22 protein-coding genes are annotated in these 23926 nt (G+C 37.1%); 17 read left to right on the top strand and 5 right to left on the bottom strand.

The window, feature by feature from the left end; translation table 11 throughout:
* Window positions 1-108: 108 nt before the first annotated feature.
* The 15 genes from ACFQ18_RS05565 (at window position 109) to ACFQ18_RS05495 (ending at window position 16877) form a co-directional block, all read left to right on the top strand.
* Window positions 109-1107, top strand: coding sequence for an AimR family lysis-lysogeny pheromone receptor (locus ACFQ18_RS05565; protein ID WP_225344068.1), 999 nt, complete (start codon window positions 109-111; stop codon window positions 1105-1107).
* A gap of 418 nt (window positions 1108-1525) precedes the next feature.
* Window positions 1526-1807, top strand: a complete 282-nt coding sequence (spoIIID, locus tag ACFQ18_RS05560) for a sporulation transcriptional regulator SpoIIID (RefSeq protein WP_047183946.1) — start codon at window positions 1526-1528, stop codon at window positions 1805-1807.
* A 293-nt stretch (window positions 1808-2100) separates the two neighbouring features.
* Window positions 2101-3720 (top strand): alpha-glucoside-specific PTS transporter subunit IIBC, encoded by a 1620-nt coding sequence (locus ACFQ18_RS05555; RefSeq protein ID WP_204797998.1) that lies wholly within the window; start codon window positions 2101-2103, stop codon window positions 3718-3720.
* Window positions 3717-5030, top strand: coding sequence for a 6-phospho-alpha-glucosidase (locus ACFQ18_RS05550; RefSeq protein WP_204797999.1), 1314 nt, complete (start codon window positions 3717-3719; stop codon window positions 5028-5030). The genes ACFQ18_RS05555 and ACFQ18_RS05550 overlap by 4 nt, the downstream gene beginning before the upstream one ends.
* Before the next feature lie 129 nt (window positions 5031-5159).
* A complete protein-coding gene (locus ACFQ18_RS05545) occupies window positions 5160-5942 on the top strand; it encodes a MurR/RpiR family transcriptional regulator (protein WP_204798000.1) in 783 nt (260 codons plus the stop codon).
* 445 nt (window positions 5943-6387) lie between these two features.
* Window positions 6388-6882: a PTS sugar transporter subunit IIA gene (locus tag ACFQ18_RS05540; protein ID WP_204798002.1), complete on the top strand. Its 495-nt coding sequence runs from the start codon at window positions 6388-6390 to the stop codon at window positions 6880-6882.
* Between the two features lie 513 nt (window positions 6883-7395).
* Complete coding sequence (gene mreB, locus ACFQ18_RS05535; protein WP_047183947.1) at window positions 7396-8394, top strand: rod shape-determining protein; 999 nt, start codon at window positions 7396-7398, stop codon at window positions 8392-8394.
* Between the two features lie 24 nt (window positions 8395-8418).
* A complete protein-coding gene (locus tag ACFQ18_RS05530) occupies window positions 8419-9219 on the top strand; it encodes a flagellar hook-basal body protein (RefSeq protein ID WP_047183948.1) in 801 nt (266 codons plus the stop codon).
* A gap of 245 nt (window positions 9220-9464) precedes the next feature.
* On the top strand, window positions 9465-10298 hold the full coding sequence (locus tag ACFQ18_RS05525; RefSeq protein ID WP_047183949.1) for a flagellar hook-basal body protein: 834 nt from the start codon (window positions 9465-9467) through the stop codon (window positions 10296-10298).
* Between the two features lie 162 nt (window positions 10299-10460).
* Window positions 10461-10850, top strand: a complete 390-nt coding sequence (locus tag ACFQ18_RS05520; protein ID WP_047183950.1) for a DNA-directed RNA polymerase subunit beta — start codon at window positions 10461-10463, stop codon at window positions 10848-10850.
* 116 nt (window positions 10851-10966) lie between these two features.
* A complete protein-coding gene (gene fabZ / locus ACFQ18_RS05515) occupies window positions 10967-11389 on the top strand; it encodes a 3-hydroxyacyl-ACP dehydratase FabZ (protein WP_047183951.1) in 423 nt (140 codons plus the stop codon).
* Window positions 11390-11474: 85 nt separating this feature from the next.
* On the top strand, window positions 11475-11825 hold the full coding sequence (locus ACFQ18_RS05510) for a hypothetical protein (protein WP_060668161.1): 351 nt from the start codon (window positions 11475-11477) through the stop codon (window positions 11823-11825).
* Between the two features lie 130 nt (window positions 11826-11955).
* Window positions 11956-12459, top strand: a complete 504-nt coding sequence (locus ACFQ18_RS05505; protein ID WP_204798003.1) for a competence protein ComK — start codon at window positions 11956-11958, stop codon at window positions 12457-12459.
* Between the two features lie 470 nt (window positions 12460-12929).
* Window positions 12930-13790: an efflux RND transporter periplasmic adaptor subunit gene (locus ACFQ18_RS05500; protein ID WP_204798004.1), complete on the top strand. Its 861-nt coding sequence runs from the start codon at window positions 12930-12932 to the stop codon at window positions 13788-13790.
* 3 nt (window positions 13791-13793) lie between these two features.
* Window positions 13794-16877: an efflux RND transporter permease subunit gene (locus ACFQ18_RS05495; protein WP_204798005.1), complete on the top strand. Its 3084-nt coding sequence runs from the start codon at window positions 13794-13796 to the stop codon at window positions 16875-16877.
* 630 nt (window positions 16878-17507) lie between these two features.
* Here ACFQ18_RS05495 and zwf read toward each other — a convergent pair.
* The 4 genes from zwf to ACFQ18_RS05475 all read right to left on the bottom strand — a co-directional run bounded on the left by zwf (window position 17508) and on the right by ACFQ18_RS05475 (window position 20929).
* The gene (gene zwf, locus ACFQ18_RS05490) at window positions 17508-18986 is read right to left on the bottom strand and encodes a glucose-6-phosphate dehydrogenase (RefSeq protein ID WP_047183954.1); all 1479 of its coding nucleotides are present in this window, start codon (window positions 18984-18986) and stop codon (window positions 17508-17510) included.
* 120 nt (window positions 18987-19106) lie between these two features.
* The gene (locus ACFQ18_RS05485; RefSeq protein WP_083452595.1) at window positions 19107-19544 is read right to left on the bottom strand and encodes a threonine/serine exporter family protein; all 438 of its coding nucleotides are present in this window, start codon (window positions 19542-19544) and stop codon (window positions 19107-19109) included.
* Window positions 19545-19569: 25 nt separating this feature from the next.
* Window positions 19570-20310: a threonine/serine exporter family protein gene (locus ACFQ18_RS05480; protein WP_060668816.1), complete on the bottom strand. Its 741-nt coding sequence runs from the start codon at window positions 20308-20310 to the stop codon at window positions 19570-19572.
* A gap of 217 nt (window positions 20311-20527) precedes the next feature.
* A complete protein-coding gene (locus tag ACFQ18_RS05475; protein ID WP_052771617.1) occupies window positions 20528-20929 on the bottom strand; it encodes a hypothetical protein in 402 nt (133 codons plus the stop codon).
* A gap of 142 nt (window positions 20930-21071) precedes the next feature.
* Between ACFQ18_RS05475 and ACFQ18_RS05470 the strand changes: the two genes are divergently transcribed.
* Together ACFQ18_RS05470 and ACFQ18_RS05465 are read left to right on the top strand one after the other, a co-directional pair.
* On the top strand, window positions 21072-22166 hold the full coding sequence (locus tag ACFQ18_RS05470) for a glycosyltransferase family 4 protein (RefSeq protein WP_047183958.1): 1095 nt from the start codon (window positions 21072-21074) through the stop codon (window positions 22164-22166).
* A gap of 433 nt (window positions 22167-22599) precedes the next feature.
* Window positions 22600-22755: a hypothetical protein gene (locus ACFQ18_RS05465; RefSeq protein ID WP_157851556.1), complete on the top strand. Its 156-nt coding sequence runs from the start codon at window positions 22600-22602 to the stop codon at window positions 22753-22755.
* Between the two features lie 119 nt (window positions 22756-22874).
* On the opposite strand, the gene ACFQ18_RS05460 is transcribed toward ACFQ18_RS05465, so the two are convergent.
* Entirely contained in the window at window positions 22875-23834 is a 960-nt protein-coding gene (locus ACFQ18_RS05460; RefSeq protein WP_060668818.1) for a nuclease-related domain-containing protein, read from the bottom strand.
* Between the last annotated feature and the right edge of the window lie 92 nt (window positions 23835-23926).

The raw sequence follows: 23926 nt of genomic DNA, 5'->3' as shown, positions 1-23926 counted from the left end.
AATAAAAAAAGAAAATAGACTGAAAGAATAAGAAAATAGAGATAAAGGTAAAATACTGTAAAAAAGAAGAGATTTTTCATATGGTAAGAGAGGAGAATATAATTGACAATGGTAGCAGGTAAGATATATTCGGAAATGGTATCGCTAATTCAACTTCAAGATGCACTTAGGCAAAAATATAGTGAGAAAATGGCAGCGGAACAAATGAGACAGTTTTGTTTAGATTCTTCTTCAAAAGATATCCAAAAAAAGGGCATGGAATTTTTATTTATAAATGGTTATCTTCACGACTTGCGAACATTAATTGAAAAAAACAAACGATCCAACGACCCATCCAATAGAAAGTGGGCAGAAGTTTACAAAATTCAACTACAAATTAGGGAAAAAGACTATAAACCTATTGAAGTTATAGAAAGAATTAATCAATTCGAAACAAATGAACCGGAATTATTATGTCTACTTGAGTTCGCCAAAGTGAATTTACAATTTAATATGCACAATTACCATGATCTCGGAAATGCAATTTGTAGATATGATGAGCTTCTCCCACAAATAAATGATTATTTTTTAGTGGAAAACTTTAAAATTAGGTATCATATCCTAACACTTACTTACACATTAATGCAAAATGAAATTATTATGACGAGAAAACATGGGTATAAATTACTGAACTTAACGTGTAACCCAGAAATACAAGTAAGCACACATATTAAATTGGGAGAATCCTATACGTTTGATTCTTATTCACAAGGGATGTTTCATTTGAAGGAAGCATTAAAAATAGCAAAAGAGCATAATTTGACATCCCAAATTGAGTTTATTGAGCAAACAAAGATTCCTTTTTTAGCTGCTCATTCCAATAAAACAGATAATATTACGACCACCGATAAAAGTGAGCAAGCACATTTAGAAATTATGAAAGGAAATCATAAGAAGGCAATTGAAATATTAAAGCAAATTCCTATAGATACACCATTTAAAAAATATTATTTAGGTAAGGCGAAACGAGATAAATCGTTATTATTACAATCCTATAAAGACTTTGTATATAAACGAAATGATAACTTCTTTTGTCGTTTACCTTTGCGTGAATTAAAAATACTATGACATGAAGCGTTTTAGCAAAAGCTGACATATAAGTTGTGTCAGCTTTATTTTTATATTGATTATTTAAAAATACAACTTGTCCGACAGCCTAAATATGGAATTTTTATCATAAATGGAGTGTAAGCGTAATAAAATGAATACTACCAATCAGTCATTTAGCAACGTCTGAGGTGAGAGCTCATTGTGGCTGGTAGTCTGAACATGATAATGAAAGCAGATTATTGTATTTTGTCAGTAGAAATTACAGAATATTCCTATAGAATTCGTTATTTAATTACGATTAACAATTTAATAGTTACATAGATTACTTTGTCGCTCCGATTATTATTCGTATGAATGAACATGCCGCACTATGATTAACACCTTGTCTCAGGTTCTTAGACACCTCGGAAGTTATCAACTTAGGGAGGCGAACGGTGTGCACGATTACATCAAAGAAAGAACGATTAAAATAGGTAATTATATCTTGGAGACAAGAAAAACAGTTCGAACGATAGCGAAGGAATTTGGTGTTTCCAAAAGCACAGTTCATAAAGATCTTACAGAACGCTTACCAGAAATTAACCCCGAATTAGCCGCTCAAGTAAAAGAAGTCCTAGAATATCACAAATCGATACGACATCTTCGTGGTGGAGAAGCAACAAGAAAGAAATATAAAGTAAACCCACCAAATAAGGATACTCCTAAGCCAGTGGGATAAGGAGGAGTACTAGGGTAGGACGAGAGATTTCTCGTCCTATTTTTGTTTATGTTTGTATATAATTTTAGACAAGAAGAGTTGGTCGACTTAAAGAAAAAGATTAGTTCAAAAAAACTTTCCAATACCCTCGGGAATTTTCCCGGGATAAGAGAAAGTTCCCCATTGATGGCCATTGTACCAAAACATACGCATTGTATTGAAAGCGCCCCCAATACGTGTGATAATTCTTCATATACCTAATATCTAGATTAGAAAAAATTCAATTCACTTTTATAAGAGAGGTGTTATAAACAATGATGGAAAAACTTCAGCGCTTTGGTGGGGCAATGTTTACGCCGGTCTCATTATTTGCATTTGCAGGTATATCTGTAGCAATTACAATTATTATGCAAAATCCGTTAATTGTTGGAGAAATTGCAACAGAGGGGACGGCCTGGTACAGTATCTGGTCCATTTTAGAAGAAGGAGCTTGGACTATATTTAATCAGATGGAATTACTGTTCCTTATAGGTCTTTCCATTGGACTTGCGAAAAAGGCACAGGGACGAGCAGCGATGGAAGCTTTGGTTGTATATTTAACCTTTAACTATTTTGTTTCGGGGATTTTACAACAATTTGGTCCAACGTTTGGTGTTGATTTCTCACAAGAAGTTGGTGGCGATAGTGGACTAAAAATGATTGCAGGTATTAAGACGTTAGATACAAATATTTTGGGTGCTATCGTTATAGCATTAATTGTTGTGTGGTTACATGATAGATATTTTGAAAAGAAATTGCCGGATTGGTTAGGGATTTTCCAAGGCTCTGCATATGTAGTTATACTTGGTTTTTTCGTTATGATTCCTATGGGAGTACTTACCTCGTGGTTGTGGCCAATGGTGCAAAACGGTATTGCATCTCTTCAAGGGTTTATGGCTAATTCCGGTACATTCGGTGTTTGGATTTATATTTTCCTAGAAAGGCTATTGATTCCAACGGGTTTACATCATTTTGTCTATGTACCATTCAACTTTGGTCCAGCGATTGTAGAAGGCGGTTTACAAAGATTTTGGGCAGAGAATATGGTAACATTTGCGCAATCAACAGAGTCGTTGAAAACACTATTTCCTGAGGGTGGATTTGCTTTGCATGGTAACTCTAAAGTGTTTGCAGCACCAGGAATTGCACTCGCGTTCTACTTTACGGCTAGAAAGGAGAACCGTAAGAAGGTAGCAGCTTTGCTTATTCCTGTTACATTGACTGCAGTTTTAGCTGGTATTACTGAACCATTAGATTTTACTTTCCTATTCTTAGCTCCTGCATTATTCGTTGTACATGCATTACTAGCAGCTACAATGTCAGCATTAATGTATACCTTCGGAGTAGTTGGAGACTTTGGTGGTGGGGCATTATCGATGATGTCAAAAAATTGGATACCACTATTTGCCAACCATTGGGACACATATTTGATTCAATTCGCTGTTGGTCTATCATTCACATTTATATACTTTATCTTATTCAGGTTTCTGATTAATAAATTTAATTTGAAAACACCGGGGCGAGAAGCGATAGATGGAGAAGCAAAGCTATATACGAAAAAAGATTACAAATTTAAAAAAGCCCAAGAAAAGGGTGCACCAATCACATCATTTGAGGGAGCGAATCAATACACTGAACGAGCACTAACATTCTTAGATGCATTTGGAGGAAGTGAAAATATAGCATCCGTAACAAACTGTGCAACTAGATTACGTGTTACTGTAAAGGATTTAGAAATGGTTCATTCCGATGCAGCATTTAAAGCAGGTGGGGCCCATGGGGTTGTTCGGAACGGAAGGAACTTCCAAGTAATCGTTGGATTATCTGTTCCTCAAGTAAGAGAACAATTTGAATTATTAACAAGCCAAGGAATAAAGGGAGAGATTAATTTATGAAAAAATTTTCTGTTACCATTGCAGGTGGAGGAAGTACGTATACACCAGGTATTGTCTTATTACTATTAAATAACTTAGATAAATTTCCGTTAAGTAATATTAAACTTTATGATAATGATGAAGAAAGACAAAAGATTGTGGCAGATGCATGCGAAATTATTATAAAAGAAAAGGCTCCAGAAATTAATTTTGTAGCAACAACTGATCCAGAACTGGGCTTTACTGATATTGATTTTGTCATGGCGCATATCCGTGTTGGAAAATATGCAATGCGTGAATTAGATGAAAAAATCCCATTAAAATATGGTGTAGTTGGACAAGAGACATGCGGACCTGGTGGAATTGCGTATGGCATGCGCTCGATTGGTGGTGTACTTGAAATACTAAATTATATGGAAAAATACTCACCAAATGCTTGGATGTTAAACTATTCCAATCCAGCCGCAATTGTTGCAGAGGCAACAAGAAGATTACATCCAAACTCAAAAATCCTAAATATTTGCGATATGCCAATTGGTATTGAAAGCAGAATGGCAAAAGCAATTGGGTTAAAGTCAAGAAAGGAAATGAATGTAAGATATTACGGTCTAAATCACTTTGGTTGGTGGACAGATATCCGCGATAATGAAGGCAATAACTTAATGCCAAAAATTATTGAATATGTAAAAGAAAATGGCTATGATGTTGGCGAACATAGTGATGGAAGTTGGCAACATACTTTTCAAGTGGCAAAAGATGTACAAGCACTTGATCCAGAAACGTTACCAAACACGTATTTGAAATATTATTTCTACCCAAATCAAGAAGTAAAGCATACCGATCCAAATTATACACGTGCGAATATGGTGATGGATGGTAGGGAAAAACAAGTATTCTCTGAATGTAAACGCATTGTTGAAGCAGGTACTATAGAAGGAACCACATTAAAAGCTGGTGACCATGCTTCCTATATTGTCGACCTTGCACGTGCCATTGCTTATAACACGCATGAAAGAATGCTTTTAATAGTTGAAAACAAAGGAGCTATTAACAACTTTGATGAAACAGCAATGGTTGAAGTCCCTTGTATCGTGGGATCAGGTGGGTATGAACCACTTACTCAAGGAAACATCCCTCTCTTCCAAAAAGGTTTGATGGAACAGCAAGTGGCTGTTGAAAAGTTGGTAGTAGAAGCGTGGATTGAACACTCTTATCAAAAATTATGGCAAGCATTAATCTTATCAAGAACAGTTCCAAACGCCGATGTAGCTAAACAAATTTTAGATGAATTAATTGAAGTGAATAAAGGCTTCTGGCCTGAATTAAACTAATTAGGAAGCATATATTCTGAAAACTGGGCTTAAGTAGTTACAGTAAGTTCAGTTTTCCTTTTATACAAATTTCTCCTTCTATCATATACTATTGAAAGATAGATATAAGCTTGTAGGAGGATTTTAACTTTGATTAGAGACCTAATTAATAAACATTATAATAAGTTATCCGAAAGTGATTTGGATACATTAAGCTATGTACTCCATCATCTTGATGAGTGTAGTACAATGAGTATTTTGGAACTAGAAAAAGCTTGTGCAATGTCTAAGTCTTCTATATTGAGAATGACCCAAAAACTAGGTTTTAGTGGATATAGTGAATTTAAATATAGTTTAAAAGCAGAACTAGATTTAGTTAAGAATAAAGAAATTGATGGTTTGTTTGACATCCAATCGAATGAAATTGAGATGACGAGAAAGATATTTGAAAATATGCAATTGAAGCCGATTTATGAGCAAATATATTATGCGGGTGCAATCTATGGTTTTGCCACGGGTTGGGGGCAGAGAAATGCCATGGAGGAACTTTCTAGAAATCTTATTTCTTGTGATAAAAAGATGTTTATTGTTCCAGCAGAACGAGAATTTGATGTTATTTTGTCTCGTATGAAAAAGCGGGATTTAGTAATTATTATCTCATTAAGTGGGGATTTGGATAATTTAATGGATAGTGTACGGCAATTATCGGTACTGGGAATTCCTACTCTTTCCATCACAAGCCTAAGGAATAATAAACTTGCCGAGTTTTGTACGTACAACATTTATTTCGAATCTACTAAACTTGGAAAGTATTATGGTTTTGAGCATCGATCCTTTATAGGTCTATTTTCAATTTTAGACATGATCTATAGAGGGTATTTAGAGTTTTCACTTAAAAAGGAGAAGGAAGATAGTGATAAAACAGCAAAGTAGTACAAAGTGGTATACAGCGATACTTAGTTTAACAATCATTCTTCCGGTAGTTTATATTATCTATTTGTTTATGGTTTTCTAAGGAAGTAATCAATCGATACAAGAATTCTTTTATGAACAGCCAACCTATGTTGTTCTACTTATGATTAGTTTAATAAATCCTATTTGGGGGCATATTCTAAATCTTATTCCAAAGAATGAAAGGGTAAAAAGGGGAAGGGCAGATATTCTACTAACGTATATGTTAGTCTCAGAATTAATTGTTGGGAATCTTATTATGGCCATCTTGACGTTTATTACGAAAAGGAAACTTTCCCAATCCAGTAAACAACAAGGCTTAACTATATATGAAAGAACCACTGCAATTATTTTACTTGTTTTTTCTGTTTTTTCAGGATTTATTTTGCTGAGACTTACACTCGTTATGTTATAAAGGTGGGAAATGATGTTAAAGAAATTATTTAAAAAGAAAAATGATACAACTGTAACACTTTATTCTCCTGTAGATGGAGAAGTTATTTCATTAACTGATGTACCAGATCCTGTATTCTCAGAAAAGATGATGGGAGATGGAATTGCGGTTAAACCAGTTAATGGTACAATTGTTGCACCAATAGAAGGGAAAGTTGTACAAGTGTTTCCAACGAAACATGCAGTAGGTATTCAGACGAATAACGGTCTCGAAATATTAATTCATATTGGACTTGAAACCGTCGGAATGCAAGGTGAAGGTTTTGAATCCTTTGTAGAAGTGGAAGATGTAGTAAAAGTAGGAGATAAGTTAATAACATTTAACAAGAACTTAGTAAACGAAATGGCAGCAAGCGATATTGTTCCTATTGTTATTACAAATACTACTGATATGAAAAGTATCCAGCCGGTGGAAAAAGGCGAAGTTCGAGCTGGTCAAGATGTTATTTTAACAATAGTAGTGAAATAAGACATCCATTAATTTAAGACAAAATATTTGTGAAGTAGAGAACAAGGATAAGATATTTATGAAGGGTGGACATTCTATAATATTTTGGGCTAAGGAAATGAGATTTAATCTTGTTTTGTTTCTTCAAGATCAAAAACATGAAGTTATTGCTTTTGATATTGATACAAATGCTAAAAATTGATTGGGGAATTGCGTGCAAAGCCCATCAAGTCCGTTGTAATACAGTTGCAAACATTGACGCGGAATAGCCACCCTTTTCAAGAAATAAAAATCAACCGACCACATGCTATGCTTACTTACCTACAGTCTACCGATCCTCCGATAGGCATCTAATATCAGTTTCAAAAAATCGACAAGACCTACCAACCAAATCCCCAAATCCCATTAAAAAATTCAACAAAAATCTTTTTAGATAAATGCAGTTAATTGTAGATTTTTGTGGTAAAATATTTTACTAGTAGCATTATGTTTTCGGACAGATGCAAGTTAATAAACTTAGGAGGATCTAGATACATGTTTTCTAGGGATATTGGAATTGACCTTGGAACGGCAAATGTACTTATTCATTTGAAGGGGAAAGGAATTGTTTTGAATGAGCCATCCGTTGTTGCGATGGACCGCAACACTGGGAAAGTCCTGGAGGTTGGGGAAGCTGCACGGCGTATGGTTGGTCGTACACCTGGAAACATTGAAGCAATTCGTCCATTAAAAGATGGAGTAATTGCTGATTTCGATGTAACAGAAGCAATGCTAAGGCATTTTATTAATAAAATCAATGTAAAAGGACTTCTTTCCAAACCAAGAATGCTCATTTGCTGTCCAACGAATATTACGAAAGTGGAGCAAAAGGCGATTAAAGAAGCCGCAGAGAAATCTGGTGGGAAAAAGGTTTATTTAGAAGAAGAGCCTAAAGTTGCTGCAATCGGTGCGGGAATGGAAATTTTCCAGCCAAGCGGGAACATGGTTGTTGATATCGGTGGAGGTACAACAGACGTTGCGGTACTATCCATGGGAGGTATTGTTACTTCCGAATCGATTAAAATGGCTGGGGATAAGTTTGACGTTGAGATTCTTCAATATATTAAGAAAAAATATAAATTATTAATTGGTGAACGGACTGCTGAGGAAATTAAAATTCAAGTTGCGACTGTATTTGAAGGTTCTAGAAAAGAAGAAATGGAAATTCGTGGTCGCGATATGGTTACAGGTCTTCCACGTACAATCTCTGTGGAATCGGTTGAAATTGAAGAAGCACTTCGTGAATCGGTTTATTTAATTGTACAAGCAGCGAAATCTGTTTTAGAACGTACACCACCAGAATTATCAGCTGATATCATTGACCGTGGAATTATTTTAACCGGTGGCGGTGCGCTTATCCATGGAATTGATCAGCTTCTAGCAGAAGAATTAAAAGTTCCTGTATTTATAGCGGAAGAACCAATGAATTGTGTGGCAAAAGGTACAGGTATCATGCTTGAAAATATTGATAAGATTGAAAAGAGAATTATCTAAGCCCCGAGCCTTGGAGGTGATTAGATGTTAAGAGGTTTTTATACGGCTGCAAGTGGGATGTTAGCGCAACAACGTGCACAAGAGACGTTAGCAAATAATGTAGCAAATGCGAATACTCCAGGGTATAAAGCGGAACAAGCGACTATAAGAGCTTTTCCAGAGCTTTTGATGCAACAAATGGGTTCTAAACAGACGCCTATGAAAAATGGCTCGAATGTAGCAACAACGAAACCAATTGGGGCGTTAAATACTGGAGTATATGTGCAAGAAACAATTCCAAACTTTCAGCAAGGGGATATCCGTGAAACGAAACTTCAGACGGATTTAGCCATTGTACAAGGTCATGTTCCTGACGAAAATGGTGCATTATTTTTTACAGTGCAAAATGATGCTGGTGATGTTCGATACACAAGGAACGGGAATTTCACAGTGGATGGACAAGGATACCTTGTAACAAGTCAGGGTTATTATGTTTTGGATCAAACAGGTAATCCGATTCAAATGGACGGTACATCGTTTTCAGTTACGCCAGATGGAATCATAGAAACAAATACGCAATACATTCCATTGGGCATCGCTTATACAGACAATGCACTAGAAATGGTAAAAGAAGGTAATGACTTATTTGCTGGGGAAACGGGTGCAGTCCCTGCTAATGCCAATTTTACAATGAAACAAGGATTTCTAGAAGGGTCAAACGTTGATGCAGTAAAGACGATGACAGAAATGATGAATGCTTATCGCATGTTTGAAACAAATCAGCAGGTATTAAAGGCCTTTGATGAAAGCTTGGGTAAAGCAGTTAGTGAAATTGGAAGAATTTAATGAATGGTGAAATTTAGAAGTACATGTTCAAAAGGAGGATGAAAAGGACCGAGGTCGGCTAAATGCGCAACGTCCTTTTGCAACGCCGACACTCGCACGTCCTGTGCTTCGCAGTTCGAGGCGGCGAAGCTTTGAGGAACGGAACGTATGCAATTAATACGTGAGTATCCGAAAAGCGAGCCAATTAGAAACGTCGAAGTGTCTTTTTCACCGGACTTTTTGAACGACCTTTAGGAGGAAATGTAATGTCTCGTATGATGATACAAGCAGCTGTAACCATGAACCAATTACAAAAAAAGTTGGACATTGTTGGGAACAATATCGCAAATAGCCAAACAACAGGATATAAATCTCGTGGAGCTGAATTTTCCTCCTTGCTTTATCAACAAATCGATAATTTGGAAAACCCCGGGAATGGAGAACAACGTCTAACACCTGATGGTATCCGAATTGGCTCAGGTGCTAGATTAGGCGCAACCACTTTAAATCTGGATCAGGGGTCGATTGTTACGTCAGACCGAGCGCTAGATACTGCTTTGTTAAACGAAAACACGCTTTTTCAAATCCAAGTTACAGACAATGGGGTAACGGAAACGATGTACACTCGTGACGGAGCCTTTTATATAAGCCCAAGCACGGATGGCAGGTCGGTAACATTGACGACGAAAGATGGAAATCCAGTTCTTGGTGAAAACGGTCCAATCACATTTAATAGTGGTTTTGATTCTATTTCCATTCGTGATAATGGACAAGTTGTCGTGGAACGTGGAGGTATTGTAGAAGAAGTAGGAACAATTGATATAGTGGAAGCAACTCGTCCAAATGTTTTGGAAGCGGTAGGACAAAATCTGTTCCGTTTGCCAAACCTAGGGGAACTGAATGATAATCTAGCGGATATTATCCAAGACGTTCCAGCACAGACGAAGCTAATTCAAAGTAATGCTTTAGAGCAATCCAACGTAGATATCTCCCAACAAATGTCGGACTTAATCCTGGCACAACGGTCCTATCAATATAATTCCCGCACGATTTCCATGTCAGATCAAATGATGGGACTTGTGAATGGATTGCGGTCTTAATTGGGCTTTAACTTGTTATTAAAATAGTTCTAGATATGCGGTACCGCAATGTGATAATATTTTATATATAAAATGAAAAAGAATAGGCATTTTTATTTGCTTGTTTGAATACCATTTAATATATAGAACGGACGCGATTGTCAGGATTGAGGAGTTACAAATATGTCAACAGAACAGTTAGAAAAAGTTGCTGAGAATCCTACACGTAAAGAGCAGAAAGAGAAAACAGCTGAGAAGCAACCTAAGAAGAATCATGCAGAAACAAGAAAACAACTTAAAGAGCAAAAGAAAAAGGATAGATTTCAAAAGCTCGGACGCCTTCTAAAGACGGAGCGCCTTCCAAAGCTCAAACACTTTCTTAAGTTTGAACGTCGAGGACGAAGAATGTTCCCGATTTGGCTACGTATTATTGTTGTACTTTCACTTGCTGCAATTGCTCTAGTAGTAGGGTTAATGGTAGGTTATGGAGTTCTAGGCAATGGTAACCTAATTGATGCCTTAAAAATCGAGACCTGGCAACACCTGATAGATATTGTGGTAAAAGCAGAATAGCAAAAAAATTAGCATTTCATCATAGGATGGGGTGCTTTTTATTTTTCAATTCGTTTCACCCTAGAACTTTGATATAATAACGACAAGACTTATTTTTACTAAAAGGAGTAGATACCATGATGGACATCGAACAAATTAAAGAAATTATTCCACATCGCTATCCGTTTTTGTTAGTGGATAAAGTTACTGAAATGGAAGAAGGTAAACGTGTCGTTGGTCTAAAAAATGTAACCATGAATGAACCATTTTTCCAAGGGCATTTTCCACAGTATGCGGTAATGCCTGGAGTTCTTATTATTGAAGCATTAGCACAAGTAGGAGCAATTGCGGTACTTGGTATCGAAGCGAATAAGGGGAAAATTGGCTTTTTAGCAGGTGTGGACAAGTGTCGATTTAAACGCCAGGTGCGACCGGGTGATCAGTTAAAACTTGAAGTAGAAATTATAAGAATGAAGGGACCAATTGGAAAAGGAAAGGGAATTGCAACAGTGGATGGTGAATTAGCTTGTGAAGCAGAAATCACCTTTGCGATTAAATAAGATTTAAAAAAATGGTAAAAACATGAATGACTTTGTCATAAATGGAAATCCTAATCTCGAGACTATAAAAAAGGAGGCAACATTTATGACGAAGAAAATTCTTATTAAGATAGGTGCATCAATGCTGGCAATATCTTTAGTAGCGGCGTGTGGTAACAATAATGATAATGATGATAACAATCCAAATAATGCGCCGGTAGAAGATCAAAATCCAACGAATGAGGCACCAGCAGATGATGGAGTGAATGATAATGATGAGGATCCAATAACGGATGACAACGAAGCTCCGTTAAATCAAGAGGATGATAATGGAAACCTTAATCCAGCAGAAGACAATGGTTTAGATAATCAAGATGATAACAATGATGTAGAAAATCCAAATGATGATCAAAACCTTAACAAAAAAGATGATAAAGACAATAGAGACAATCAATAATACATCTACTTAAGCAGAGCAGCTTTTATAGTTGTTCTGTTTTTGTTATTTGAATTCCTTCCATTTTGTTGAAATTCTCTGATTTTATAGTACAATAATGAAGAAACAGAATAAAGTGAGGAGGATATTTATGGTGATGGTGAAATCACCGTACTACACGGTAACAAAAGATACAAAAATGATAGTAGAGGAGGATTCAGCGTATTATCGTTCTAGTATTATTGAAGAAAATCAAACGATGAAGGATGAAAAAAGTTATTCCCCTTATAAACCCGAGCAAATTATTGATTATAATTGTAAACGTTATGGTTCTACATTAAATGGTAGAAGAGAAGTTGTAGAAGAAATTTTAAAATCCTCAAGCAAAATCCCTATTCCAATTAACCCTCAGTCAGGTATCTACTTTATTCCAACAGCTTCCACAAGAAATAAAAACTGCGTATGGATTGCGTATCACCAGATTAAACATTATAGAAAAAGCGATGAACAAACATTGGTTTTGTTTCATGATGGGACGAGCGAACTAATTCCTACAACGGTATCGGTATTCGACCGTCAATTTAAGCGTGCAAGCCAAGTGATTGTTCATTTTAATCGTTATACGTTATTCGGACATGGACCAAAACTGTGGTAAATGGTCATATACATTTGTGTTCAAAAAGGAGGATGAAACGGACCAAGATCGGCATTGCCAACTAGAAACGTCGAAGTGTCCTTTTCGCCAGACTTTTTGAACAACTTCTATAAAAGTGAAACATAATGAAGTGTTAACCGTACTACAAAAAAAGAGGATTCATTCCTCTTGTTAAAAATAAATTATCGCAAAATTTGCTTATTTCGGTGGAATGCTGAATTGGAAAATGAGATAATAAGGGGGGATGGTTGGAATTTAATGTAAGAATGAATATTCGCGCCACAACCCAATATGTTCAGTTCAAAGAACGTCTTTTAGGAATTACACTACACAAACATATGATGTTATACGAAAGGCGATTCACCTCCCACCTACCCATTGGGTTAAACCCTACATATTCCTTGAGGATGGGAGTCCTCTCGCCTAATTATGATAGAAAAAAGAAGAAGGTAAAGGGGGAAATTAGGGGAATGAAAAAAATTATTTTAGGATTTTCTTTTGTACTAATTGTTTCATTGCTTGCGGCATGTACAGAGAGTAATGACGCTGCAGAAAACGAGGAACAGGAAGAAAGGGTTGTAGCGGTAGAAACGGAAGAAGCCGTAGAAAAGGATCTAGTCATTGACAAGTCCATCTATGGTCGTACGGCACCTAATCATGTTGCACCGGTTGCGGTACAGACGCCTGGTGAGGTAAAAGAAGTGATGGTGGAAAATGAGGAAGAGGTAGATGATAATGATACGATTCTCAAAATCTCCACAGCTGTAGGAAGCCAAAATGTTCGTTCAACAACAGAAGGTGAAGTCATTAATCTTTTAGTGAATAAAGGAGATATGGTGGATCCTGAAGAACCAGTTGCCATGGTTGCAGATCTTGACACAATAAAAATCGAATTTTCCGTAACAAAACAGTTACTTTCTTTGATTTCTGAAGATGACAAGGTAAACGTATTCATTGAGGATAAAGAATATGAAGCAGCCATTACGAATGTAGGTACACTTCCTAACGAAACAGGATTATATTCCGTTATCGCAACAGTAGATAATGAGAAAAGAGAGATTTTACCCGGCGTTGTTGCTGATATTCGTATACCTGAGAAAAAAGTGGAAACTGCTATTCTAATTCCAACTTCAGCCATTGTAAATGAAGAGAATAAGGATTTTATTTTTACGGTTAAAGAAAATGTAGCAACAAGACAAGAAATAAAGGTATTAGAAACAGAGTCAGATGTTACTGCTGTAGAAGGTATAAACGCTGGAGATCAAGTTGTTACGACGGGACAGTTGACATTAACCGACGGCGCTGAAGTGAATGTTACAGGAGGCGAGTAAATCGTGAAATTAATAAAAGCATCCGTGAATCGTCCAGTCGGTGTCATTATGATTGTACTCGCCATTATAGCTCTAGGTTTTGTTTCTGTACGTAACTTGGCGGTCGACCTATTTCCAGAGATTGAACTTCCGATCGCTGTTGTAGCAACTAATTATGAAGATGCAGCACCAGAGGATGTAGAGAATTTAATTTCTCGTCCAGTAGAATCAGCGGTTAGTACTGTTCAGGGGATTGACACGGTCCAATCGCAGTCACAATCAGGTGCATCTCTTGTGATGATGATGTTTAAGAATGGAACAGATCTTGATCAGGCCATGCTTGATGTACGGGAAAAAATCGACCAAATTAAGGGGATGCTTCCAGAACAAGCAGGGGATCCAAGTATTCTACGTTTCAGTCCCGAGGCATTACCTGTTATGTACATTGGTTTAACAGGGAAAGATGCTGCAACATTAACGGAACTTGCAGATAATCAAATCGTCCCTTTCCTTGAAAGACAAGAGGGAGTAGCTTCTGTAACAGTAGAAGGAGCAAAGATTCGAGAAATACAGCTAGTGGTTGACCCAGCCAAATTACAACAATATGGTGTCACTACGCAAATGATTCAGCAAGCACTCGGGGAAAGCAATCAATCCGCATCAGTTGGAACCGTGGATAAAGGAAATAAAGACTTGCAGTTACGAGTGACAGGAGAATTTGACTCGATAGATGATATTCGGGAAACAGTTATTCAAACCGAATCAGGCGCCATCCTACATGTGGATGATGTGGCTGAAGTTAAAGATACATATAAAGAGGCGAGTTCAGCTTCCTTAGTAAATGGGGAAGAATCCATTGTTTTGTCCATCATGAAGCAAACCGATGCCAATACAGTAGCAGTAGCAAACACCGTTCAGAAAAACTTAGAAACGATTCAAGCTGAACTTGGAGATGAAGTGAATTTAGATGTCATTATCGATACATCGGAGTTCATTCAGATGTCAGTGGATAGTGTTTTATCCAATATTATTATTGGTGGCGCTATTTCTTTCTTTATCCTATTACTATTCCTAAAGAGCATTCGTGCGACATTTGTTATCGGTTTATCGATTCCAATTGCACTTATTTCTACCTTTGCGCTTATGTATTTTACAGGACATACACTAAACGTCCTAACATTAGGTGGATTAGCGCTTGGGATTGGAATGATGGTGGATAGCTCGATTATTATTTTAGAAAACATTTACACGTATCGAAAAAATGGAGAAAGCTTGAAGGAAGCCGCAATTAAAGGTGCCTCCGAGTTAACTCCAGCAGTTATCGCTTCCACTACAACGACAATTGTGGTATTTTTACCAATGGTTTTTGTAGAAGGAATTGCGGCAGACTTATTCATGCCACTTGGAATAACGGTTGCCTTTTCTCTTATTGCTTCATTAGTTGTAGCAATCACATTAGTGCCGATGCTATCTTCTAAACTTTTAGCAAAATCAATGGAAGATAAAGGACGTAGATATTGGTTTGATAGATTCTTAGACTGGTTACGTAATAAATACAGTAACGCTCTTAAGAAAGTATTGAAATATTGCAAAACAAGCGTTTTCGTTGTTATCTTATTGATTGTCGGAAGTTTAGCACTTACTCCTTTGATAGGAGCGGAGTTTATTCCAGCATCTGACCAAGGGCAAGCAATGATTAACGTGGAAACGGAGCCAGGAACGAAATTTGAGTACACGTATAAGATTGTGGAACAAGTGAATGAAGTTTTGGCGGGATACGATGAAGTTTTAGATGTAAGTTATGTAGTAGTTAGTTCATCAGGTGGAATGATGGGCGCTGGTGGTTCCAATGGTGGTGCGAGCTATACGTTAATGCTTACACCAGCAAGTGAACGAACGAAATCCACGACCAAAATCGTTCAAGAAATGGATGAACAATTACAACAGATACCTGGTGCTGAAATTACGGCCACCGCAATGGATGGCGGAGCAAATATGAGCATGGGGGACCCAGTTCAAATTATTTTAAACGGTCCGGAACATGATGTGTTACGTAGTCTGTCTGAACAAGTAGTGGATGAAATTTCTACGGTTGAAGGGGTATTTAACCCAACAACAGGCGCATCGGATGGGATACCACATATGGAAATCCATGTCGATGAGGAAAAAGCGGCTATGTATGGATTAACCCCATCTCAAGTGACTGGACAAATTCAATTACAGTTTAATGGACAAATCGCAACACAATATCGTGAGGCTGGAAAAGAAATTGATGTCACATTAATTTATCCTGAAGATCAACGTTCGACTATTAATGATATTAGAGATATGAAGATTCAGTCAACTAACGGTGCAAGGCTTCCTTTAGAAGAAGTAGCAACTTTTGAGGAAACACAAGGACCTGCTACGTTACAAAGGGAAAATCAACAGCCACAAATGAATGTATCTAGCGCTCTTGTAGACCGTGATCTTGCAAGTGTGATACAAGATATCGATGCAAAATTAGGTGCGATGAACTTCCCGGAAGGATATAGCTATTCCATCGGTGGTCAAGCGGAGGATATGGTAGAAGCGTTCGGGCAACTAGCATTAGCTCTCATTTTTGCCATATTCCTAGTGTATGCGGTAATGGCTGTGCAATTTGAAAACTTCCTATTCCCATTCATCATCATGTTCGCATTGCCTACAACAGTAATCGGGGTGATTATAGGGTTTTTAATAACTGGAATTTCATTTAGTATACCTGCGTTTATCGGTATTATCATGCTCGCTGGTATCGTAGTTAACAACTCTATCGTTCTGGTAGATTATATTAATATATTAAGAAGACGAGGAATGACAAGAAGCAAAGCAATTGTTGAGGCCGGCCGCAGTAGGCTACGACCAATATTAATGACCACTCTCACCACCGTGCTCGCTATGGTTCCATTAGGATTAGCACTCGGTGAAGGAGCGGAAATGCAACAACCACTAGCAATTACGATTATTTTTGGTTTAAGTGCTTCAACTATATTCACGCTATTCTTCGTACCGGTTATATATATTATTTTTGATAATATTACAGAGAAGTTTACGAGAAGGAAAAAGAAAAAGGTGGTAGAAGAGTAAAGGAGGCCCACGCTAGGTGATAGCGTGGGTTTGTTTTTGTGCAGGTAGGAGGTATAAAAATCTTTCCTGTCTGGGAATCCGGTTATACGTTAATCAAAGACGAGAATCTTTTATTTATGGGCAATCATTCATTTTTCATGGTTATGGTTGGAAAATCTGCATAGCACGGCTCCTGGATATCAGCGATCGAACATCAAATATCGGCACACGCCCCCGGGATATCAGCTCAAACACTAAATATCAGCATGGCTCCAGGATATCAGCGATGAAACATCAAATATCAGCACACGCCCCCGGGATATCAGCACTCAAACATCAAATATCAGCACACGGCTCCAGGATATCAGCGATGAAACATCAAATATCAGCACACGCCTCCTGGATATCAGCGATGAAACATCAAATATCAGCATACACCCTCGGGATATCAGCACTCAAACACCAAATATCAGCACTCACCCTCGCGATATCAGCACTCAAACACCAAATATCAGCACCCACCCTCGCGATATCAGCACTCAAACACCATATATCAGCATAACCCCGAGATATCGGCACTCAATCGCATCCAATGACCTTCTACAACCAAAACAAAACCCTCACACGCTTGGTGCGTGTGAGGGGCCTAAATTAAACATCCCACCAATGGAAACCATCTTTTTCAAGCAGTTCATCTGCTGCTCGTGGTCCCATGGATCCGGATTTATAGTTAGGGAAGCTTGGTTGTTTCTCTGCCCATGTTTCTAAAATTGGGTCAACGAATTCCCAAGATAATGCAACTTCATCCCAATGGGTAAAGTTTGTTGCATCACCAATCGTACAGTCATATAATAATTTTTCATATGCTTCTGGAGTGTTGATTCCAGGAACATCATTTTGATTGTATGTTAATTCGATTGGTTCTGCTAATGATCCAGTTCCTTCTTTACTCGCATTAATGGAAAGGGTAACGCCAGCATCAGGTTGGATATTAATTCTAAGCAAGTTTGGATATCTTTGCTTATGAGATTTGTAATACAAGTTCATTGGGAGATCTCTAAATTGGACTACGATGCTAATCGTTTTTTCTGCCATGCGTTTTCCAGTACGTACATAGATTGGTACGCCAGCCCAACGATAGTTATCAACAAGAAGTCTACCTGCTACAAATGTTTCCGTATTGGAGAAGGCAAGATCTTCATGCTCTTCACGATAGCTTGGTACAGCTTGATTATTGATTTCACCAGCATCGTATTGACCACGGACAAAATATTTGTACACTTCATCTGGATTAATTTTGCGAAGTGCACGAAGGACTTTAATTTTTTCTGAGCGAATTTCTTTTGTTGTTAACTTAATTGGTGGCTCCATTAAAAGAAGGGCAACCATTTGTAAAATATGGTTTTGCAACATGTCACGTGCAGCACCAGATTGATCGTAGTAACGAGCTCGATCCTCTACTCCAAGTACTTCACTTGCAGTAATTTGGATATTCGAGATAAATTGGTTATTCCATAAATGTTCGAATATTCCATTGGCAAAACGAATGACCTCAATATTTTGGACCATTTCTTTTCCTAAATAATGGTCGATACGATAGATTTGATCTTCATCAAATGCTTCACGGATTTCATTGTTCAATTCTTTCGCTGTAGCTAAATTTGTTCCAAATGGTTTTTCGATAATAAGACGAGTCCAGCCAGCGGATTCTTTCAAACCATATTCTTTTAATTTTTTCGCGATTAAGCCAAAGAAGTTAGGTGCCATTGCTAGGTAAAATAGGCGGTTGCCGTCCGTTTCGTATTTACCTTCCAAATCGATGATCAATTTATTTAGACCATCGTATGTAGCATCGTCCGTAACATCAAATGATTGATAATAGAAATGAGATGTGAAATCACTTAGCTCTTCTTCAGTAGCAGTAGCTTTGCGGATAGAGGTTTCAACATTCTCACGTAAAGTTTCATCTGTCCAAGGTCTACGTGCTAATCCCACAACCGCGAAATTTTCACTTAAATTGCCTTTTTTATAAAGGTTATAAATGGAAGGGAATAGTTTACGCTTTGCTAAGTCTCCGGTTGCACCGAATATGACAAAAACAACTTTTGGTTGTTGTGTATTTTCATTCATTTTGAATTCCTCCGCTTAAAAAAATATATATTAACTATAATAGAGAAAACAGAAAATTATAGCAAATGATTGATAGGACTTTTAATATAAAAGTTTATTTAGAATAGTATAACGAATGTATTAATCTTTCCTAATAAAAACCTTTTTGACAATCTGATTGACTACTTCTGAAAACATGAGTCCAATTGCAATTCCACCGGCTAAAAGCATAACTTGTGCGGATAACTGTATCGCTAAATCATAATTGTTTTCCACGAATTGTCGCATCGCACGGTAGGCAACTCCACCAGGCACTAATGGAATAATTCCAGAAACTGTAAAGATAATGATGGGTGTTTTGTAAATTTTAGCGCATGTATAGCTTAGTATAGAAACTAGAACTGCACCAAATATTGTAGCTGGAACAACATCCAATCCGTAAGTTGTAAGGGAATAATAACAGATCCAACCAAGCATGCCGACAAGACCACTTTGAATGATTGATCGTTTTGGTACATTAAATATTATACCAAATCCTGCCGAGGCAATAAAACTTGTGACTAATTGTGCCGAGATCATGAGCATGGGTTAAGCCCTCCTTCATTTACATAAAAGTAAAAATAGCTGCAATACCTGCACCAATGGCAACTGCAGTTAACGATGCTTCCACACCTTTAGAAACCCCTGCTACCAAATGACCGGCCATTAAATCACGTATTGCGTTCGTAATTAGTAAACCAGGAACGAGTGGCATAACTGCACCAATTATTACCAGATCAAGGGAAGTACCAAATCCATAGTGGATAAAGAGAAGCGAAGAGATCCCGATTAAAAAGGCACCGAGAAATTCCGCAAGAAAGCGAATATCGACAAATCTCTCAAAACTTATCATGCCAGCAAAACCGATTCCCCCAGCAATTACTGCTGGTAGAAAATCTTCCCACCTCCCGCCAAACATAATGGCGAAACAACCGCTAACTATAGCGGAAGCAAGTATCTGCAACCAAGCTGGATATAGCTTTCCCTTTTCCACCTCTTGTAGTAGAAGAAAAGCGCGTCCCAAGTCTATCTCGCCAGCGGCAATTTTTCGCGAAATGCTATTCACTTCAGCGATTTTACTTAAATCAGCCGTTGATCTTTTTCTAATACGTAACATTTTCGCCTCAGAATCTGCATCAATAGCAAAATTAATAGCTGTTGGGGTCGCATAACTTTGTGCATTTGGTGCCCCAAACGAGTTGGCAATTCGATTCATCGTATCTTCCACCCGGTATGTCTCCGCACCGCTAACAAGCATTATTTTGCCAGCAAGCATACATACCCTTTCAACCATAGCCTTCTCCATATCATTACCTGCCAATCAGATGATTTGAGTATATTATAAGACTAGTTAAGGTAGAAAAGAAAGGAAAGGGAATTGAAATGACCTGTGAAATTTTGTGTAGGTTTCTGGGAATAAGAGAATTTCATAGTGGAAAATCGGAAATTTCCGGGGAAATTAATATTTCCTGGGGAATATTGTCAGGTTATAAGGAAAAGAGATGAGGGAGGGTACCCCCGTCTCATGGTACTATCATTAGTAACATCACTATTGAAATAATCGGAATCGCCATTACAAGACTGGCAGATATTAATCCAAAACCTCGTACCACAGGCATTATGTTTTCATCTACATCAATACGTGACTGTAAGAAAATATAAATAATAGAAAATACAATAAGCCCGACAATGATAGTGAACGGTACAACTAGTTCATCGACCGACCTAACTGGCTCCATGTTTACGAATCCTATGATGATTAAAACAATTGGAATAGCCTCACTAATGGCAGAACCTATAAATAAATTCGTTTGATACTTCTCTATCATTTCTGGGTTGTCTTTAATTTTTTCTAAGTTTCTCTTGAAAAAAGCTAAGATTCCAATTACAGCAATTACTGAAGCAAGTACAGGTATGTATGTCAAAATTTGTCACCTCCCAAGAATAAATATACCAGCATGGGAGTGAAATAAGTAATTTAAATTTTTAATATTAGTTAAAATTAGCTATAATTTAGTAGGAAAAGGTAAAGATAAGTAGAAGATATTGCAACAATAGGAGAATAATATGTTTAATTATGTCGATTTGTCGATCGCATTTTTTATCGCACTCGTTGCATCATTATTGTTAACAATTCCAGTAAAAAAATTAGCAGTGAAAATAGGAGCAGTTGATTTTCCGCATAAACGAAAGATACATAAAGTTGTAACACCCAGATTGGGTGGATTAGCAATATTCGCTGGATTTGTCTTGGCACTTATTTATATTCATCCAAGGCATGAGTATCTGCCTGCGATATTACTTGGTGGAATTATCATCTTGATAACCGGGGCAATCGATGATAAGTATACGATTACTCCAATTGCAAAATTAACTGGACAATTGATTGCAGCATCCTTTCTCGTAAATGCTGGTTTAATTATTGAACGATTTACGGTACCATTTATCGGTACCATTGAACTTGGATTTTTTAGTGTGTTAATTACTGTATTATGGGTTGTCGGAATTACGAATGCCATTAATTTAATTGACGGCCTTGATGGACTAGCTACCGGAGTATCGAGTATTGCACTTATTAGTATTTTTATCATGTCACTTATGGACGGACAAGTGCTTGTGGCTTATCTCTCCATTGCTTTAATTGGAGCGAATATTGGATTTCTATTTCATAACTTTTACCCGGCAAAAATTTATATGGGTGACAGTGGATCGAACTTCCTCGGCTACATGATATCTGTTGTATCGATATTAGGATTGTTTAAAGAAATAGCATTTTTCAGCTTCATCATTCCTGTTATTGTACTAGCTGTTCCAATTTTCGATACGTTATTTGCAATTTATCGTCGTGCTAAGAATAAGGAAAAAATAATGCAACCGGATAATAAGCACATTCATTATCGATTAATTGAAGCAGGTTTCTCCCATCGTCAAACTGTACTAATTATTTATGCTTTTAGTGTCTTATTCGGAGGACTTGCCATTTTATTTAATTACGTACAAGAAACGACATTAATCGTAGTGGTAATCCTCGTTTATTTAGTCCTACATATATTTGCCGAATTAGCTGGAATTGTTCTGGGCGGAAAACGTCCAATCATCGACGGTTTTTTAAAATTTATACGAAGAAAAAAACGATGTAATGAAAGTGAAGAAAGTGGTTAAGGTGAGAACTACAATTTGTAGTTTCTCGCCTTTTTTGATGGTGGTGGATGCGACATGGTTAGTTTAGAGGTGGAAGGATTTTTTGTGAAATAATTAATCCGTTAATCGTCGTTCATAATCCGATACTAGCATGTGTTAATCCGTTAATCAGCAACCATAATCTGATACTTGCATCCCACAATCCGTTAATCGCCACCCATAATCTAACATTCCTTTCCCGATCACCATTCGTTAATTCCTTCAAAAATTCGATAATTTTCTATATATCCAGTTATCCCGCTTAATTCGACACATCTATTTTCTCGGCATCACATTTTTGTACCGAGAAGTTTCTATAGAATGATCCCATGTGAAAACGGATTTCATAAAACTAAACCACCATGTTTATAAATGAGCTCGGGACATCAGGAATCGAAAACGAGGAATATAACTAATGTACGAGAAAGAATATCAACTACTGAGAGGAGTTATTAACCAAAGGCTGAGAGCAATAATGGTAAGATGTCTCTGTCAACAATTAGGAGAAAAAGGTGGAAAAAGAACCGCAACAAATCGAGATCAAGAATTTTATGAGGAAAATGATAAATAGGGCGGAAATACACGAGTTCGCCAACAAAATACCTCATAATAATTTAAAGGAAAGAGAGATTCATTCCCTTTCCTTATTGGAGCTACTAAAAAACCAAATTCAAAATCATTATTCACAACTTATAGTCCCAATCTATACTTTTTACCTTTATTCATCCCAACCATTTCCGTGCATTCCTTTCTAAGAATGTGTTTAGTCATATCAGGGGATGATAGCCCAAGGAAATATCGGGCTTGTTTATTTGTAATCCATTCACCAAACAGTAATCGATAATCCCTCAACGCATGTTTATGTGCATCAATTGATACATTTTTGCAACTTTGACAATACCACTTTCCGTTAAATCTATTCATTGGTAAGGCACCACATTTTGTGCAGAACACACCCTTTACCATATCAATTGACCGTACTCCGTATTCTTCAAACAAATTCACATCTACTGGGCAATGGGAACGTTCAAGAAGTCTAGCTAGATGATGAAGCTGGTTTCTGGATAAAATAGGTGTAGTATAGTTCTTTTCTATTTCTTGAATCCGAAAAACTAAATCGCTACTGTGGATCAATTCATGTGGAATAATATCTTGAGGGGTTTCTCTTTCAATGATTGTTTTGGGGAAACTTATAACAGCTAGATATTCGATAGGTATATCGGGGAAATCATGATTTTTCAACCATCGTTTTAGGCGGAGCGCTTGTATTTTCACCTGGTCAATAGGGTTCTGGAATCCTTCTTTCATTCCGTTATTATCTATGCGCGTAACTTGCCCATTTGCACCAAATCTTACCGTCCCCTCCCAATTTTTTGTTTCTACAACAGTATTAAAATAATTGGATAATGTTAAAGTATCCATCTGAAAATATCCAACTTCATCTTGCAATCTTAGGTTGTGTAGTACTATAAATTTTTGCTTATCAATTAATTGTAGCCTATATTTAATTTCATTTTCGCCATTAACCTCAGCGTATTTAATTTTTAAATCCTTCAATACAGCTTGCTTCATGGGATGATTTGCCGAAAGCCGACGCTCGAACGCCTGCAATGTTAAAAGCTCAAGTTTTTTATTTCGTGGATCATACAAATTAAATTCATTCCTTTCATAAAATGGGTTTAAGAATAAAATACGACACGAAGTAGCAAAAATCCTTTTTATTTTTAGATATTCTAGGTAAT

This window comes from Oceanobacillus caeni, from assembly GCF_042678465.1.
GTDB lineage: Bacteria > Bacillota > Bacilli > Bacillales > Amphibacillaceae > Oceanobacillus > Oceanobacillus caeni.
This window is presented reverse-complemented; position numbering and strand designations above follow the sequence as displayed.